16 protein-coding genes are annotated in these 15,311 nt (G+C 69.9%); 9 read left to right on the forward strand and 7 right to left on the reverse strand.

The window, feature by feature from the left end; translation table 11 throughout:
- Nucleotides 1-21 precede the first annotated feature (21 nt).
- Both NRB56_RS38680 and dut read right to left on the reverse strand, forming a co-directional pair.
- Nucleotides 22-837, reverse strand: coding sequence for a DUF3710 domain-containing protein (locus tag NRB56_RS38680; RefSeq protein ID WP_319942636.1), 816 nt, complete (start codon nucleotides 835-837; stop codon nucleotides 22-24).
- Between the two features lie 304 nt (nucleotides 838-1,141).
- Nucleotides 1,142-1,639, reverse strand: a complete 498-nt coding sequence (dut, locus tag NRB56_RS03780; protein WP_319942515.1) for a dUTP diphosphatase — start codon at nucleotides 1,637-1,639, stop codon at nucleotides 1,142-1,144.
- 78 nt (nucleotides 1,640-1,717) lie between these two features.
- On the opposite strand from dut, the gene NRB56_RS03785 reads away from it, so the two are divergent.
- A complete protein-coding gene (locus tag NRB56_RS03785; protein WP_319942637.1) occupies nucleotides 1,718-2,236 on the forward strand; it encodes a DUF3093 domain-containing protein in 519 nt (172 codons plus the stop codon).
- A gap of 36 nt (nucleotides 2,237-2,272) precedes the next feature.
- Here NRB56_RS03785 and NRB56_RS03790 read toward each other — a convergent pair whose 3' ends face one another.
- Nucleotides 2,273-2,575, reverse strand: a complete 303-nt coding sequence (locus NRB56_RS03790; protein ID WP_019927906.1) for a DUF4193 domain-containing protein — start codon at nucleotides 2,573-2,575, stop codon at nucleotides 2,273-2,275.
- 519 nt (nucleotides 2,576-3,094) lie between these two features.
- Between NRB56_RS03790 and cei the strand changes: the two genes are divergently transcribed.
- Nucleotides 3,095-3,772, forward strand: coding sequence for an envelope integrity protein Cei (gene cei, locus NRB56_RS03795; protein WP_319942516.1), 678 nt, complete (start codon nucleotides 3,095-3,097; stop codon nucleotides 3,770-3,772).
- A 320-nt stretch (nucleotides 3,773-4,092) separates the two neighbouring features.
- Here the strand turns inward: cei and NRB56_RS03800 are convergent, their stop codons facing one another.
- Nucleotides 4,093-4,995 (reverse strand): inositol monophosphatase family protein, encoded by a 903-nt coding sequence (locus NRB56_RS03800; RefSeq protein WP_153339521.1) that lies wholly within the window; start codon nucleotides 4,993-4,995, stop codon nucleotides 4,093-4,095.
- Nucleotides 4,996-5,191: 196 nt separating this feature from the next.
- Between NRB56_RS03800 and ppgK the strand changes: the two genes are divergently transcribed.
- The 4 genes from ppgK to NRB56_RS03820 all read left to right on the forward strand — a co-directional run bounded on the left by ppgK (nucleotide 5,192) and on the right by NRB56_RS03820 (nucleotide 10,294).
- A complete protein-coding gene (gene ppgK / locus NRB56_RS03805) occupies nucleotides 5,192-5,950 on the forward strand; it encodes a polyphosphate--glucose phosphotransferase (RefSeq protein WP_153339128.1) in 759 nt (252 codons plus the stop codon).
- Between the two features lie 148 nt (nucleotides 5,951-6,098).
- Complete coding sequence (locus tag NRB56_RS03810) at nucleotides 6,099-7,523, forward strand: RNA polymerase sigma factor (protein WP_319942517.1); 1,425 nt, start codon at nucleotides 6,099-6,101, stop codon at nucleotides 7,521-7,523.
- A gap of 116 nt (nucleotides 7,524-7,639) precedes the next feature.
- On the forward strand, nucleotides 7,640-9,214 hold the full coding sequence (locus NRB56_RS03815) for a Na+/H+ antiporter (protein WP_319942518.1): 1,575 nt from the start codon (nucleotides 7,640-7,642) through the stop codon (nucleotides 9,212-9,214).
- 261 nt (nucleotides 9,215-9,475) lie between these two features.
- Nucleotides 9,476-10,294 (forward strand): MHYT domain-containing protein, encoded by an 819-nt coding sequence (locus NRB56_RS03820; RefSeq protein ID WP_153339129.1) that lies wholly within the window; start codon nucleotides 9,476-9,478, stop codon nucleotides 10,292-10,294.
- On the opposite strand, the gene eutC is transcribed toward NRB56_RS03820, so the two are convergent.
- Nucleotides 10,288-11,097, reverse strand: a complete 810-nt coding sequence (gene eutC / locus NRB56_RS03825; protein ID WP_153339130.1) for an ethanolamine ammonia-lyase subunit EutC — start codon at nucleotides 11,095-11,097, stop codon at nucleotides 10,288-10,290. The two genes, NRB56_RS03820 and eutC, sit on opposite strands and share 7 nt — an antisense overlap.
- Nucleotides 11,094-12,503: an ethanolamine ammonia-lyase subunit EutB gene (locus tag NRB56_RS03830; protein WP_153339131.1), complete on the reverse strand. Its 1,410-nt coding sequence runs from the start codon at nucleotides 12,501-12,503 to the stop codon at nucleotides 11,094-11,096. The genes eutC and NRB56_RS03830 overlap by 4 nt, the downstream gene beginning before the upstream one ends.
- Before the next feature lie 265 nt (nucleotides 12,504-12,768).
- Between NRB56_RS03830 and NRB56_RS03835 the strand changes: the two genes are divergently transcribed.
- Both NRB56_RS03835 and NRB56_RS03840 read left to right on the forward strand, forming a co-directional pair.
- Nucleotides 12,769-13,557, forward strand: coding sequence for an MHYT domain-containing protein (locus NRB56_RS03835; protein ID WP_319942519.1), 789 nt, complete (start codon nucleotides 12,769-12,771; stop codon nucleotides 13,555-13,557).
- Between the two features lie 23 nt (nucleotides 13,558-13,580).
- Nucleotides 13,581-14,390 (forward strand): rhomboid-like protein, encoded by an 810-nt coding sequence (locus tag NRB56_RS03840; RefSeq protein WP_319942520.1) that lies wholly within the window; start codon nucleotides 13,581-13,583, stop codon nucleotides 14,388-14,390.
- Here NRB56_RS03840 and NRB56_RS03845 read toward each other — a convergent pair.
- On the reverse strand, nucleotides 14,330-14,719 hold the full coding sequence (locus NRB56_RS03845) for a DUF952 domain-containing protein (protein ID WP_153339132.1): 390 nt from the start codon (nucleotides 14,717-14,719) through the stop codon (nucleotides 14,330-14,332). The genes NRB56_RS03840 and NRB56_RS03845 overlap by 61 nt on opposite strands.
- A gap of 370 nt (nucleotides 14,720-15,089) precedes the next feature.
- Between NRB56_RS03845 and NRB56_RS03850 the strand changes: the two genes are divergently transcribed.
- Entirely contained in the window at nucleotides 15,090-15,284 is a 195-nt protein-coding gene (locus NRB56_RS03850) for a DUF7455 domain-containing protein (protein ID WP_153339133.1), read from the forward strand.
- Nucleotides 15,285-15,311 lie beyond the last annotated feature (27 nt).

Raw genomic sequence — 15,311 nt, forward strand, 5'->3', positions numbered from 1 at the left:
CCGGAGTCCGCGCGCACGGCGTCAGCCGCGGCCGAGTTGCTGCATCGCCGAGCCCTCGCTGCCGCGCCGCGGCTGCGGTGGCTCGGGCGACACGGCCGGGAAACCGCCGGTCGCCGCGGCCTGGGCGGCGGCGGTCTGAGCGGCGGCGGCCTCCTGCTGGGCGGCCACCTGCTGCTGATGGGCGGCCAGCAACTGCTGGGCCAACTCCTGTGGCAGAACCACCGGCAGCGGCTCGCGCACCGGCAGCGGCTCGTCGCCACGCCGCACCACGGTCTCGCCCAGGACGGCCCGCGCGGCCTCGACCAGTGGTTGCCCGTCGTCGACCGCGCCCGACGGTCCGGCCGCGACCAGCCGCACCATCCACCGGTATCCGTCGACGCCGATGAAGCGCAGGTCCGCACCCTCGGTGACGGCGTGCAGTTCCCGGCCCCACGGGCCGTCCTGCACCGAGACCCGGGCGCCGTCGGCGCGCAGCGATTCCGCGAGATCGGTCGCCACCGTGCGCCACTGTCCGGGCGACTTGGGGGCGGCGTAGGCGGCGACCGTGAGCCGGCCGTACTGGGTCGCCAGATGCACCGCCTGCGGGGTGCCGTCGGGGGTCATCTCCACTTGCAGCTGACCGCCGGGCGGCACCGGGACGAGCACCGAACCCAGATCCAGGCGGCCTTCGTCCGCGTCTTCGAGGAGATGCGCGACATCCTCGTAGTCGTACGGACCGCCGGACGGACGGTCGCGCACGGGTTCGTCCGCGCGTTCGGCCGCCGGTTCGAAGGCGGGCTGTTCGTATTCCGGTGCGGCGTAGGCGGCGTCGTCCGCGTACTCGTCCCGGTACGCCACGCCACGGTCCTCGTATCCGGCGCCGCTCTCGTCGTATGCCGCACCATGGGCCGCGCCGCGGCCGTTGTCGTACGCCGGGCCCCGGCCGTTGTCGTACGCCGGGCCGCGGCCGTTGTCGTACGCCGCACCGCGGCCATCGTCATGAGCCGCACCGTGGCGGGGCGGCACCTCCCGGAGGCCGGGGTCGGTGGGATAGGTGTCGTACTGCTCGTCGTAGGTTTCGGCCGGGTATTCCTCGTAGACGTCGTCGTAGGCGTAGTCGTCGTACTGCGACTCGTCGCGCTTCTTCTTCCGTCCGAACATCTCAGGCCTCCTCGCCGACAGTGCCCACCCCGACGGGCTCCGTCTCCAGGCTCGCATGCCCGCCGCTGGACCCGTAACCGCCCACGCCCCGGGCGGTCTCGTCCAGCTGGTCCACCGCCACGAAGTCGGCGAGTTCGACCCGCTGCACCAGCAATTGGGCGATGCGGTCACCGCGGCGCAGCTCGATCGGCGTACGCGGATCGTGGTTGATCAGGCAGACCTTGATCTCGCCGCGATAGCCGGCGTCGACCGTGCCGGGAGTGTTGACGATCGACAGCCCGGCCCTGGCGGCCAGGCCCGACCGCGGATGGATCAGCCCGACCGTGCCGTGCGGCAGGGCCACGGCGATGCCGGTGCCGACCAGCGCCCGCTCGCCCGGCTCCAGGACGACGTCCTCGGTGGTACAGAGATCCACGCCGGCGTCGCCCGGATGAGCGCGTGTGGGCACGGGAATACCGGGGTCGAGCCGCAGCAGGGGGATGGGTGGAATACCGGTCACGTCCAGCGAGCCTACGCGCTCGGCGGGGGGCCGATCGCCAGCCGCTAGGCTGAAGTCGTGTCCGACCAGCCGCCCGCAGTGACAGACCCCCTCTCGCCGCCCCGGACCCCGCCCGTGCCGGTGTATTCCGAGCGGTTGTGGGTGCCGCTGTGGTGGTGGCCGGTGGGGCTGTTCGTCACCGGTCTGCTCGCGGCCGAGATCCACATGGGCGCACCGGGAATCCGCGCCTGGCTGCCGTACGTCCTGCTGCTGCCGGTGCCGATCTGGGCGCTGTTGTGGATGAGCCGGCATCGGGTCGAGGTGGCCCCGGTCGCGAATCCGGACGGAACACCCAGCGGAACTCTCGAATTGCGCGCGGATCGCGCCCACCTACCGGTAACGTATGTGGCCCGGGCGGCCGCGGTGCCGACCAGCGCCAAAAGCGCAGCACTGGGCCGCCAGCTCGACCCCGCCGCATTCGTGCAGCATCGGCCCTGGATCGGTCCGCTGGTGTTGCTCGTGCTCGACGACGCCGACGATCCCGTGCCGTACTGGCTCGTCAGTACTCGCAAACCCGAACAGGTCCTAGCCGCGCTCGGCGTACCGAGCGCGAGCTGAACCGTCGCGGCGAATATTTCCTTGGAATGCAGTCCGTCAGGCTGCGCAGTCCATGCAGATCAACTGACCACCGGACTCGCTTGCCAGTCGGCTGCGGTGGTGCACCAGGAAACAGCTGGCGCAGGTGAACTCGTCGGCCTGTTTCGGGATCACCCGAACCGAGAGCACTTCCTCGGACAGGTCCGCGCCGGGAAGCTCGAACGACTCCGCGGTATCGGATTCGTCGATATCCACGACGGCGGACGCGGCCTCGTTACGACGAGCCTTCAGCTCCTCCAGGGAGTCCTCCGACACGTCGTCGGATTCACTGCGCCTCGGTGCGTCATAGTCGGTTGCCATGTCGTCTTCCCCTCGTCCTTACTCCGTATATCCCGGAACCGGACTCACCGCCTCCGATCCCGTAGGGGAATCGGTTCGGCGAGTGCCGTCCCGCCGGTGGTGTACATCACGTGCACACCGGTCGCCGACCGGGCCGGATCTGTAAAACCCGTACCGGATCGCGCTCGGTCAACGCAGGACATGCCCTGGTTGTTCCCGAATCTCACCTCGTGATTCACATCCTTCGATTCGAGTCGGGCCGCCAGACAATAGCGGACCCGACGGGAAAAGTCGCAATCAAAACACAGCGCTGCCGAAACTGAGGGGCAATCGTCACGCCACCGGGGATCGAACCCATCCGGCGCCCTGTTTTCGTGTCCGGACCTGCAGCGAACCGTTACCGGGCCGAGATCGGCGTGCGCAGGTACCCGCATTCGCGGGTTCGCTCAGGGCGAACGGAGGACTTCCCGTTATCCGTCCGACATGCGGTCACCAACGGCGGCGTGCGCGAACGTCGGCGCGAACTCGTAAGGTGTGCTCGTGGTTTCACTGATCACCGAGGGCCGCGCCACCGACAAACGGGGCCGGCCGTTCCCCCGCCGACGTTATCAACCCTGGGTCGCCCTGGTGTCGATCCTGGCACTGGTCTGCGTGATCGTCTGGATCAAGGCGGCGACGACGGAACAGCACAGCCGGGCCGCCATGACCTGCAACACGCCGTCCGCGGCGGCCGACCCGAACGCGCCGAAGCCCGAGGGCCTCGGACAGCGCGTCGGAGCGTCCCGCCTGCGCGATGTCGAGCCGGCGCCGCTGGCGCAATCCAAGGTGCGCGTCTACAACGCCTCCGGCCAGCGCGGCCTGGCCGAGCACATCGCCTCCCGGCTCAGCGACTACGGATTCGCCGGTCCGCCCGCACCGCCGTTCGCCAACGACCCGGTGTACGTCAGCGGGGATCTGGAGTGCAACGGCCAGATCCGGTTCGGCGTCAACGGCCGGCCCGCCGCGGCCGCCGTACAGCTGGTCGCGCCCTGCGCCGAGCTGATCGAGGATCATCGCGGTGATGATCTGGTGGATCTGGCGCTGGGCTCGCTGTTCGGCAACGACCTGCGGCCGAGCACCGACGCCGAGGAGGTCCTCAAGTCGCTGAAGAATCCGGCCCCCGGCGGCCCGTCGATCGACTCGAGCCTGCTGGAAGCGGCCCGCAAGGCCAAATGCTGAAATTTGGCCTTCGCTTCGCTTCGGCGGGTTCGCGGCCCCCCTAGTCTCGGTCCTTCCCTCCTCCGGTCAGTCCAGGACCGAGACGGGCCGCGAACGACGGGGGTCGGCCACTACCGGGTTCGGCTGCTACCGGGTTCGGCCACTACCGGGTTGCCACTACCGGGTTCGGCTGCTACGGGGGCTCGGCCAGTACGGGGTTCGGCTGCTCAGGATCGGGACGTGCCCGCGGACGACGGGGTTTGGCTGCTGTTGCCGCCTGGGGGCGCCAGGATGCGGCGCTTCCAGGGGGCCGAATGTGGCGCTCCGGGGACCGGGTCGAATTAGTCGGGGATGGGGGCGGAGAGGCCCAGGCGGTCGAACAGGTCCAGGAGGTCGGCGGCGATGCCGGGGGCGGTGGCGACCACCAGTTCGCCGGTGCGGGCCACCGAGCCCGCCGGGGGTAGCACGAGGTGGGCGCCGGCCTCGGCGGCGATCAGGCCGCCGGCGGCCCAGTCCCAGGTGTTGAGGCCGTGTTCGTAGTGGGCGTCCACCCGGCCGGCGGCCACCATGCAGAGATCCAGGGCGGCGGAGCCGATGCGCCGGATGTCGCGCACGTGGGGCAGGACTTCGGCGATCAGCCGGCCCTGGCGGGCCCGGCGGGCGGCGCCGTAGCCGAAACCGGTGGCCAGCAGCGTCATCTCCAGTGAATCGACGTCGGTGCAGCGCAGGGGGATCTCGGTGCCGTCGGGGGCGGTGGCGGTGGCGCCCGCGCCCAGGGCGGCGCTGTAAGTGATTCCGCCGACCACGTCGACTACCGCGCCGGCCAGGGAGCGGCCGTCGCGCATCGCGGCGACCGACACGGCGTAGGCGGGGATGCCGTACATGAAGTTCACGGTGCCGTCGATCGGGTCGACGACCCAGACGGTGGCGGCCGGATCGGGGGCGAGGCTGCCGCCGCCCTCTTCACCGAGCACCCGGTCGGCGGGGCGCGAACGGCTCAGCAGGGTGCGGATCAGCTCCTCGGATTCGGTGTCCACGACGGTGACCGGATCGGTCGGGGTGCTCTTGCTCTGCACCACGCCGCTGCGCACCGGGTCGCGCTGCGCACCGGCCGCGAAGACCTCCGGGCGGCGCGCACGTACGTGATCGGCGGCGGTCCGGGCCAGGTCGACGGCTACTCGTCGCAGCTCGGTGATCTCGGCTGGGGTGGCGGCGGGGGGCTCGGCGGGGACGGTGACGGTCATGCGGGAGTTCGTCTCGGGCACGGCATCCATCGGAACACAGACCCGGCCTCTCGCGCATCAGGCGTGTCGGGGACGACACAGCGAGGACCGTTCGCGCGGCTGTTCCCCCGATGACCGGGTAAGGTGCGCGCGCACGGGTTCTATGCCGTCAGCACAGAATTTCCGTTCGGTACGACAGGAACGAGGAGAGTCGTCGATGTCCGCTCGCGGGCTTGCATTCGGGATCGATATCGGTGGTAGCGGTGTCAAGGGCGCGGTGGTCGATCTGGCCACCGGCGAGCTCGCGCACGACCGCATCAAGATCGCCACCCCGCATCCGTCGACCCCGAACGCCGTCGCCGAGACCGTCGCGAAACTCGTGTCGCAGGCCGACTGGGACGGCCCGGTCGGGCTCACGCTGCCGAGCGTGGTCGTCAACGGCATCGCCCGGACCGCGGCCAACATCGACAAGGCGTGGATCGACACCGACGCCCGCAGCCTGTTCTCGCTGGCGCTCGGCGGGCGCGAGGTGGTGGTCCTCAACGACGCGGACGCCGCGGGGATGGCCGAGGATCGCTACGGCGCGGCCCGCAACACCGACGGGCTGGTCATGCTCCTCACCTTCGGCACCGGCATCGGTTCGGCGCTGCTGTACCACGGCACGCTGGTGCCGAATACCGAGTTGGGGCATCTTCAGGTGGGCGGCAAGGAGGCCGAGCACCGGGCCGCGTCCTCGGTCAAGGAACGAAAGAATCTGTCGTACAAGGCGTGGGCCGGGGAGGTCACCAAGGTGCTGGTGACACTGGAAAATCTGTTCTGGCCCAACGTTTTCGTGGCCGGCGGCGGGATCAGCCGGGACGCCGAGCACTGGATCCCCTTGCTCGGCAATCGGACTCCCGTGGTGGCCGCGCATCTGAAGAACACCGCCGGCATCGTGGGCGCCGCGATGGCGGTGGATGCCGGTATCGCGCCATGAGCACCCCGGTTCGATCGTTACAATGGAGAATGCCCGGCGGTGAGCCGGAGAAACCACCCCGGCCCGAGCCGGATTATCCCGACAGAACCGCTCCGCCGGAAGATCACTCTGGCGTGACGCCGCACGAGACCGTCACGAAAGGGCGTACGTGGTAGCCACGAATACCCGACAGACCGCCGAATCGGCCGAAGCCGCCGACTCCGCAGACATCGCCGCCGCACGGCCGGTCCGGAAGGCTGCCGCGAAGAAGGCGCCCGCCAAGAAGGCCGTAGCGAAGAAGGCGCCGGCGAAGAAGGCCGTCGGCGCCAAGAAAGCGCCGGCGAAGAAGGCTCCCGCGAAGAAGGGCACCCCCGGCCCCGACGGCGAGATCGATGAGACCCTGACCGACGAGGAGTCGATCGATATCGACGACCTCGACGATCTGGACGTCTCCGACGACGACCTGCCCGACGAGGACGAGATCGTCGACGAGGTCGACGAGGACGAGGAGGAGGCCACCCCCACCGCCGCCGTCCCCGCCGCGCCGGCCGTCGAGGCCGACGAGGAGGAAGCCGAGGAGCCGTCCGAGAAGGACAAGGCCTCCGGCGACTTCGTCTGGGACGAGGAGGAGTCCGAGGCGCTGCGGCAGGCCCGCAAGGACGCCGAGCTCACCGCCTCCGCCGACTCCGTGCGCGCGTATCTGAAGCAGATCGGCAAGGTCGCGCTGCTCAACGCGGAGGAGGAGGTCGAACTCGCCAAGCGGATCGAGGCCGGTCTCTACGCCACCGAGAAGTTCCGTGAGCTCACCGAGAAGGGTGAGAAGCTGGCGGTGGCGGTGCGCCGCGACCTCCAGTGGATCATGCGCGACGGCAACCGCGCCAAGAACCATCTGCTGGAGGCCAACCTCCGCCTCGTGGTCTCGCTGGCCAAGCGCTACACCGGCCGCGGCATGGCGTTCCTGGATCTCATTCAGGAAGGCAACCTGGGCCTGATCCGCGCGGTCGAGAAGTTCGACTACACCAAGGGCTACAAGTTCTCCACGTACGCCACCTGGTGGATCCGGCAGGCCATCACCCGCGCGATGGCCGACCAGGCCCGCACCATCCGTATCCCGGTGCACATGGTCGAGGTCATCAACAAGCTCGGCCGCATCCAGCGCGAACTGCTCCAGGACCTGGGCCGCGAGCCCACCCCGGAGGAACTGGCCAAGGAAATGGACATCACCCCGGAGAAGGTGCTGGAGATCCAGCAGTACGCCCGGGAGCCCATCTCGCTGGACCAGACCATCGGCGACGAGGGCGATTCCCAGCTCGGCGACTTCATCGAGGATTCCGAGGCGGTCGTCGCGGTCGACGCGGTGAGCTTCACGCTGCTGCAGGATCAGCTGCAGTCGGTGCTGGAGACGCTGTCCGAGCGCGAGGCCGGCGTGGTCCGGCTGCGCTTCGGCCTCACCGACGGCCAGCCGCGCACGCTCGACGAGATCGGCCAGGTGTACGGGGTCACCCGGGAGCGCATCCGCCAGATCGAATCGAAGACGATGAGCAAGCTGCGGCACCCCAGCCGCTCGCAGGTCCTGCGCGACTACCTGGACTAGGTAGCGCACGAACCGGCCCGGATGCCCTCGGCGTCCGGGCCGGTGCTCGTTCGGCGTGAGCGACGCGCCGGACGGATCGGGATGACAATCCCGGCCGGTCCCAGCAGACTCCTTGCGTGGAGCAGTTGTCGCTGGTGTTCATCCTGGCGTTCGCGACGATTCTGGCGCAGCCGGTGGGGCGTCGCACCGGATTGCCGCCGGCGGTGCTGATGACGGTGTTCGGGCTGGTGCTCGCGCTGTTGCCGTTCGTGCCGAATGTCGACATCAATCCCGAGCTGATCCTGCCGCTGGTATTGCCGCCGCTGCTCTACGCGGCCGCGCGGCGCACCTCCTGGCAGCAGTTCGCCGCCGACGCCGGCCCGATCCTGCTGCGGGCCGTCGGTCTGGTGGTGGCGACGGCCGTCGCCGTGGCGGTGGTCTTCCATCTCTGGTATCCGGCGGTGCCGGTGGCCTCGGCGCTGGTACTCGGCGCGGTGGTCGCCCCGCCGGATCCGGTCGCGGTGAGCGCGATGGCCGGGCGGCTCGGGCTGCCGCGCCGCCTGCTGTCCGTGCTGGACGGCGAGGGGCTGTTCAACGACGTCACCGCGGTGGTCATCTACGACGTCGCGGTGCAGGCCGTGGTGACCGGGCGGTTCTCGGCCTGGCACACCGCGCTCGACTTCCTGCTGTCGGCGCTGGTGGCGATCGGGGTCGGGCTCGTACTGGGCTGGCTGGGCAGCCGGCTGATGCGCCGGCTCGACGAGGCCGCCTGGCAGGTGGCGCTGGGCCTGCTGCTGCCGTTCGCGGCCTACGCGCTGGCCGATGCCTGGCACGGGTCGGCCGTGCTCGCGGTGCTGGTGTGTGCGCTGTATCTGACCGACGCCGCAACCGATTTCAGCGACGCCGCGTATCGGATCGTCGGTGAATCCTTCTGGGAGGTCATCGATCTGCTCGTGACCGGGCTCGCGTTCGGGCTGATCGGGCTGGAGCTGACCACCGTGCTGGCGGCCACGGGCCCGAGCTGGCCGCGGCTGCTCACCGGGACGGCGGTGGTCATCGCGGTGGTGGTGCTGCTGCGGCTGGGCTGGCTGTTGCTGTCGATGGTGCTGTTGCAGGGGACCCGCCGGGAGGCCGACGAGCCGCACACCTGGCGCGAGACCGTGGTCACCTGGTGGGCGGGCATGCGCGGTGTGGTGACCGTCGCGCTGGCGCTGGCCGTGCCGCTGACCACCGAGCACGGCCCGTTCCCGGGTCGCACCGAGATCCTGTTCTCCGCCTTCGCGGTGGTGCTGTTCACCCTGCTGCTGCAGGGGCCGACGCTACCGGCGGTGGTACGGGCGACGCATGTGCAGGCCGACACCGAGATCGAGCGGCAATTGGAACGGCAGCTGTGGACGCAGATCCTGCGCGCCGAACTGACCCGGCTGGAGGAGATCGCCGACAGCGAGGATCTGCCGGACGAGATCTACCAGCGGTTGCGCGAGAACATCGAGCGGCGGCTGAGCCGTGCCGATCCGGATGCGGCCGACAGCACCGATCCGGCGAAGTCCTTCGACCGGATGATGCGGTTCACCGGCATGTTCCGCAAGATCAGCGAGGACGTGCTCGAGGCGGGCCGGGCGGAGGCGCTGGCGGCCCGTCGCCAGCCGGGCATGCCCCCGGCCCTCGTCGACCGGATGATGCGCCGACTGGATCTGCGGCCGATGTTGTAGGAACAATGTTCGCCCGGGGGACGCTACCGGGCGGTCCGCGCCGCCCGAATGTGTCAAGCGGGCTGAACACTGACCGGGGACGATGTGATCCGTCTCACGGGCGTCACCGCGGATCGGCTACCTGGGCAATCGCCGTCCAGCAACCCCAGCAAATTTCTATTAATTACCTTCGACAAATTTACTGCCTGCGAATTCCGCGCTAACGTTCGGCGCACAGGCCTGCCCGTGAACGTCGAGAACCCTCCTGGCAAGGAATCCGCAATGCTGGAAATAGACCAATTCACATACGGCTGGCCGACGCCCGCCCTGGCCTACGTCATGTCCGTCACCGGATCGTTGCTGGCGCTGCGGTGCATGGTCCGCGCCCGCACCCATCCCGGACGCGGCGGGTGGATCGTGGCCGCCGCGATCGCGCTGGGCGGCACCGGAATCTGGGTCATGCACTTCATCGCCATGCTGGGGTTCTCGGTCCACGACGCGACCATCCGCTACAACGTGCCGATCACCCTGCTCAGCGCGCTGATCGCGATGGCGGTGGTATGGCTCGGCCTGGCCATCGTGGTCCGGCGGCCGGGTGACCCGTGGGCGCTGCCGATCGGCGGCGCGATCACCGGGCTCGGGGTGGCGGCCATGCACTATGCCGGCATGTACGGGATGGAGACCGACGCCTGGGTCCGGTACGACCCGTGGCTGGTCGGGTTGTCGATCGTCATCGCCGTCGTCGCGGCCACCGCGGCGCTGTGGTTCGCGATGCACGTCCGGGGGTTCTTCGTCACCGGTGGCGCGGCGGCGATCATGGGCGTGGCGGTGTGCGGGATGCACTACACCGGCATGTTCGCGATGAGCGCGCGGATGGCCGATCACGTGCACCGGGTGGTCGGCGCGCAGGCCCACCAGGTGCTGACCCCGCTGATCGTCGGCGTCAGCATGGTGACGATGGTGCTGCTGTTGCAGGTCGGCATCACCGATGTCGACGAGCCCGACCTGACCCGGATCGAGGGCCGGTACGCCAGCCGGTACTGGCCCAGCCGGGACCAGCCGGGCCGGCACCGGCCGGCGGACCGGGCCCGCCGCTACTGACCGGGCCGGTCGAGTTCGGCCGGGGCGGCGCCGGTGAGTCCGCGGTCCGAGGTGTCCTTGAGGTCGATCCCGGAACGCCCCAGCCGCCGCGCGCCGGCGATCAGCCCCGCGACCACCGCCGCGGCGGCGGCATAACCGAGCCCGTCCGGCGGATGGATGTTCGAGACGCAGTTGCGTTCGGCGTCGGTGCGGCCGGGCCGCGGCAGGTGGGTGAGATAGATGCCGAGGCTGTCGGCCACCGACAGTCCCGGACGCTCACCGATCAGTACCAGTACCGTCGTCACGCCGAGCGCGGCGCCGATGTGATCGCCGAGCGCGACCCGGGCCTGGGTCGCGATCACCGGCGGTGCTATCCGATACTGTTGCGCCAGTTCATCTTTCAGTGCGAGCAGGGTCTCCGCGCCGTGTTCGGCGAGGGCCCGCGGCGACAGGCCGTCCGCGAGCACCACGCCGATCTCCGCGCCGGTGCGCGGCAGCGCCGAGAAGCCCTCGCCCGGCGTCGTTTCCGGCACCCGGCCGAGGTCGGGGCGGCGCAGATACTCCGACCGGCCGGCGGCGCGGCTGCGCACGAGTAGCGGCTCCCCCAGCCCGATTACCCGCACCCGGTCCGCGAATTCCGTTGTGTTCAAGGGGGTGTGGACCGCGTCCCGGGCGGCGGCGTGCGCCGCGCGCAGTTCCAGCACACGCGCGGTGGGCAGGGCGTCACCGGCTCGGCCCAAACCTATGCGCGCCTGGGTATTCCGCCGCAGTACCGCCCAGAAGTCCTGGGTGACATCGCCTTCCGTCGGATCCCCGGTCGTCATCGCGCCCCCAGCGCGCGCAGCGGGGACGACAGCGGTGCGACGGCGCGGATGCCGCCGGTCTCGTCGAGCATGCCCAGCCGGTCCAGCCAGGCGGCGAATTCCGGCGCCGGCCGCAGGCCCAGCGCCCGCCGGGCGTAGAGGGCGTCGTGGAAACTCAGGCTCTGATAGCCGAGCATCACGTCGTCGGCGCCGGGCACGGTGATCACGAACGCCACCCCGGCGGCGGCCAGCAGGGTGAGCAGCGTGTCCATGTCGTCGGCGTCGGCCTCGGCGTGGTTGGTGTAGCAGACGTCGACACCCATCGGCAGGCCCAGCAGCTTGCCGCAGAAGTGGTCCTCGAGCCCCGCCCGCACGATCTGCCGGCCGTCGTACAGATACTCGGGGCCGATGAAGCCGACCACCGTATTCACCAGCAGCGGATCCAGCGCGCGCGCCACCGCGTAGGCGCGGGCCTCCAGCGTCTGCTGATCGACCGGCTTGCCGTCCGTGCCCAGGTGCGCGCCGGCGCTCAACGCCGAACCCTGCCCGGTCTCGAAGTACATGACGTTGCCGCCGACGGTGCCGCGATCCAGCGCGCGGGCGGCCTCGGCCGCCTCGCGCAGCAGCGACAGCGTCACCCCGAATCCGGCGTTGGCGCCCTCGGTTCCGGCGATCGACTGGAACACCAGATCCACCGGCGCGCCCGCCTCGATCAGCCCGAGGGTGGTGGTGACGTGCGCCAGCACACACGCCTGCATCGGGATGTCGAAACGCTGCCGCACGTCGTCGAGCAGTCGCAGCAGATCCGCGGTCACCGCCGGTGAATCGGTGGCCGGGTTGACGCCGATCACCGCGTCGCCACAGCCGAGCAGCAGACCGTCCAGCACCGCCGCGGCGATCCCACGCGGATCGTCCGTGGGATGGTTCGGCTGCAGCCGGGTCGCCAGCGTGCCCGGCGATCCGATGGTCGTCCGAAACGCGGAAACCACGCTGGCCACTTTCGAAACCATGATCAGGTCCTGATTTCGCATGATCTTGCTCACAGCCGCAACCATTTCCGGCGTCAGCCCCGGCGCGACGGCGGCCAGGGTGGCGGCCGCGCCGGGCCCCGCAGCAACCTCCAGCAACCAATCCCGCAGACCACCCACGGTGAGGTGCGCGACGCGCCCGAACGCCGCACGATCGTGGGTGTCGATGATCAACCGCGTGACCTCGTCCGTTTCGTACGGCACGACCGGGTCGGCCAGCAGGTCCGACAGTGACAACTCCGCCAGTGCCCACTGCGCGGCAGCCCGCTCCGCATCGGAATGTGCTGCGCACCCGGCCAATTCGTCGCCGCTGCGACGCGGCGTCGCCTTCGCGAGCAGTTCCACCGGACCGCGGAAGGTGTAGGTCGTCCCGCCCACGCGCTGATGATGAACGGCCATCGGCCCTCCTGTCCCCGTGGCCGCGCCGGCATGCGCGGCGGCACCGCTCCCGATTGTGGCGCACGCAGATTGCGATAGCGGTCAACAATGTTGCCTACCGATTGCCGGTGTTCGATTCCATCGTGCAAGACCCGAATCGCATCCTCGTACACGAAAGCATCTACGCAGTTCGCAAGGATCGACAGCGAGTTCGGGGTGCCGTAGATTCCGCTCGCCGCAATATTGCGGAACCTTAGAGAAGCCCGTGCACGCAGAGGAGTTTCGCGTGTTGCACACACACCATTTCGCCTATGGCTGGATCACCATCGTGATCGCCTATGTCATGTCGTTCGTCGGATCCCTGCTCGGCCTGCAGTGCGCACGCCGGGCCCGGACCTCCGATCGGGCCGGCGGCTGGCTGATCGCCGCCGCGATCGCCATCGGCGGTACCGGAATCTGGGTCATGCACTTCGTGGCGATGCTCGGCTTCTCCGTCGACGGCGCCTCGATCCGCTACAACGTCCCGCTGACGCTGGCCAGCGCCGTGATCGCCGTCGTGGTCGTCTGGATCGGGCTGACCATCGTGTTCCGCGGGCAGCGGACCGGCCGGAGCGCGTGGTCGCTGCTGACCGGCGGCGTGGTCACCGGCCTCGGGGTCGCCGCCATGCACTACTCGGGCATGTACGCGATGCGGATCGACGCGAGCATCACGTACTCGCCGGGCATCGTGGCGTTGTCGGTGGTGATCGCCGTCGTCGCGTCCACCGCCGCGCTGTGGTTCACCCTGCACGTGCGCGGCACGCTGGTCAGCGTCGGCGCGGCGGTCATCATGGGCATCGCCGTGACCGGCATGCACTACACCGGCATGCTCGCGATGCAGGCGCACGCGCAGGAGCTCGCCCCGGCCCCGACCGGCGCCGACGGCGTCCAGTTGCTGCTGCCGCTGATGATCGGGGTCAGCGTCGTGACCATGATGCTGCTGATCAATGTCGGCCTCACCGACAACGACGGCGAGGATCTGCGCATCGCTCCCGCCACCGGCGGCGCGGGCGGCCAGACGGGCGGGTTGCGCTAACCGCCCGTGCCAGACTGACGGGCGTGGCTGCCACCGTCTTGACCCACTACCGTTCGCCCTGGACCCGGACCATCGACGTCGACGCGCAGTTACAGGCGTTCCGGGCCGGGATGCGCCGCCCCGGACGGCTCCCGGCGGTGCTGCGCGCGGGCCGCGACCTGCTCGCCGCGGCCCCCGCCAGCTGCGCCTACTCGTTCACCCTCTTCATCACCTGGTGGACGCTGCGCGGCATCAGCGAATTCGCCGGGCACCGGCTGATCCTGTCGGCCTCCACGAACCTGCACAACATGCGCCGCGAGCCGGTGCAGGTGCTGGTGGCGTCGGCGTTCTGGACCGAGGGCGGGTTCCCGTGGGTCACCATCGCCGGCTTCCTGACCCTGATGGCCTTCGCGGAACGCTGGCTCGGCACGCTGCGCTGGATCATGGTGTTCGCGACCGGGCACGTGGCCACCACCCTGCTGATCGTCACCGGCATCGCCTACGCGGTCGACCATCGGCTGATCCCGTTGAAGGTCGCGGTCGCCTCCGACGTCGGTTCGTCGTACGGCTTCTCCAGCGTCCTCGCGGCCCTCACCTTCCATCTGCGCGGCATCCCGCGGGTGATGTGGGCGGTGGGCCTGCTCGGCTGGTACGGGTACGCCGCCGCGGCCGGGCGCACCTTCACCGACTACGGGCATCTGACCGCGATCGCGGTCGGCTTCGTCTCCGCCGCGCTCGCGGTGACGGTGTCACGGCAGCTGGAACGCGTGCGCGACCGCTCCGCGCGGGTGACTCAGGCCGGATCCGAGCCCTCCGGCAGCTCCGGGAAGCTGCCGTCCGGATCGGGCCGGTAGCCGGTCACCCGGACCACCGCGGCCACCGGGATCGGGCCGTAGAGGTGCGGGAACAGCATGGCGGCCGGATCGCCGGGCACACCCGGCTCCCAGCGCACGGGGGCCGCCAGCCGCCCCGGATCCAGCCACAGCAGCACCAGATCCGCCCGGCCGGCGAACAGGCGGTTCGCCGGCAGATGGACCTGCGCCGGCGCCGACAGATGGATGAATCCCTCGGTCTCCAGCGAGGGCGCCCGGCGGCTGCCCGCGGCCCGCGCCTCGTCCCATTCCGCCCCGGTGCACAGATGCACCAGGACCCCCTCCGGCAGGTGCGCCGTCTCGTCGACCATCGGCCGACCCTATCCGGCGTAGCCGCGATCCGCGCTCGCAGCCCGCTGAACAGACCGTTTGCCATAAGCCGGGTGTGAGTGTCGGGGCGGCGGGGTAGTCTCCGCTTAGACAACTGGATCAGTGATTCGCGGTGGTTCGCACGACCGTTTCCGAGTACCCCGGCCTGTATGTTCGCTGACAGCGAAATGCCTGGTCATGTAAGGGAAAACACAGAGAAACATCTGCGGGAACAAACCCTCCGCGCCGAACGTCTGAGAAAGTAGTCATAGGCCACTGCTGGGAAGTAGCGGCGGGTGAGCCCGCGGAAGGGTCCGCGGGCCCGATACCAGGTGAACGGTCTTCTGCGCCGGGATCCAGGACGGAGGAGTCATGCCAGGAACACTGACCAGCACCCCACTGACGGCGGTCGACCGGTGCGACCGCTGCGGTGCAGCCGCGCGGGTCCGCGCAGTCCTGCCCGGTGGTGGCGAGTTGCTCTTCTGCCAGCATCACGCCAACGAGCACATGGATCGCCTTCGTGAGCTCGAGGCCGTGATCGACACGGAGGCGGCGCCGGCGCTGTAAAGCTCCTTCCCCGTCCGCTAGCACAAC

It is taken from the genome of Nocardia aurantia (assembly GCF_009604425.1).
Classification (GTDB): Bacteria; Actinomycetota; Actinomycetes; order Mycobacteriales; family Mycobacteriaceae; genus Nocardia; species Nocardia aurantia.

Bases quoted from the DNA above. Each gene is read 5' to 3' on its own strand.
- eutC (WP_153339130.1), bottom strand. From the start codon at position 11,097: ATGACGACCGGGGATCCGACGGAAGGCGATGTCACCCAGGACTTCTGG.
- ppgK (WP_153339128.1), top strand. From the start codon at position 5,192: ATGTCCGCTCGCGGGCTTGCATTCGGGATCGATATCGGTGGTAGCGGT.
- NRB56_RS03850 (WP_153339133.1), top strand. From the start codon at position 15,090: ATGCCAGGAACACTGACCAGCACCCCACTGACGGCGGTCGACCGGTGC.
- NRB56_RS03790 (WP_019927906.1), bottom strand. From the start codon at position 2,575: ATGGCAACCGACTATGACGCACCGAGGCGCAGTGAATCCGACGACGTG.
- NRB56_RS03845 (WP_153339132.1), bottom strand. From the start codon at position 14,719: ATGGTCGACGAGACGGCGCACCTGCCGGAGGGGGTCCTGGTGCATCTG.
- NRB56_RS03800 (WP_153339521.1), bottom strand. From the start codon at position 4,995: ATGACCGTCACCGTCCCCGCCGAGCCCCCCGCCGCCACCCCAGCCGAG.
- NRB56_RS03830 (WP_153339131.1), bottom strand. From the start codon at position 12,503: ATGGCCGTTCATCATCAGCGCGTGGGCGGGACGACCTACACCTTCCGC.
- NRB56_RS03820 (WP_153339129.1), top strand. From the start codon at position 9,476: ATGCTGGAAATAGACCAATTCACATACGGCTGGCCGACGCCCGCCCTG.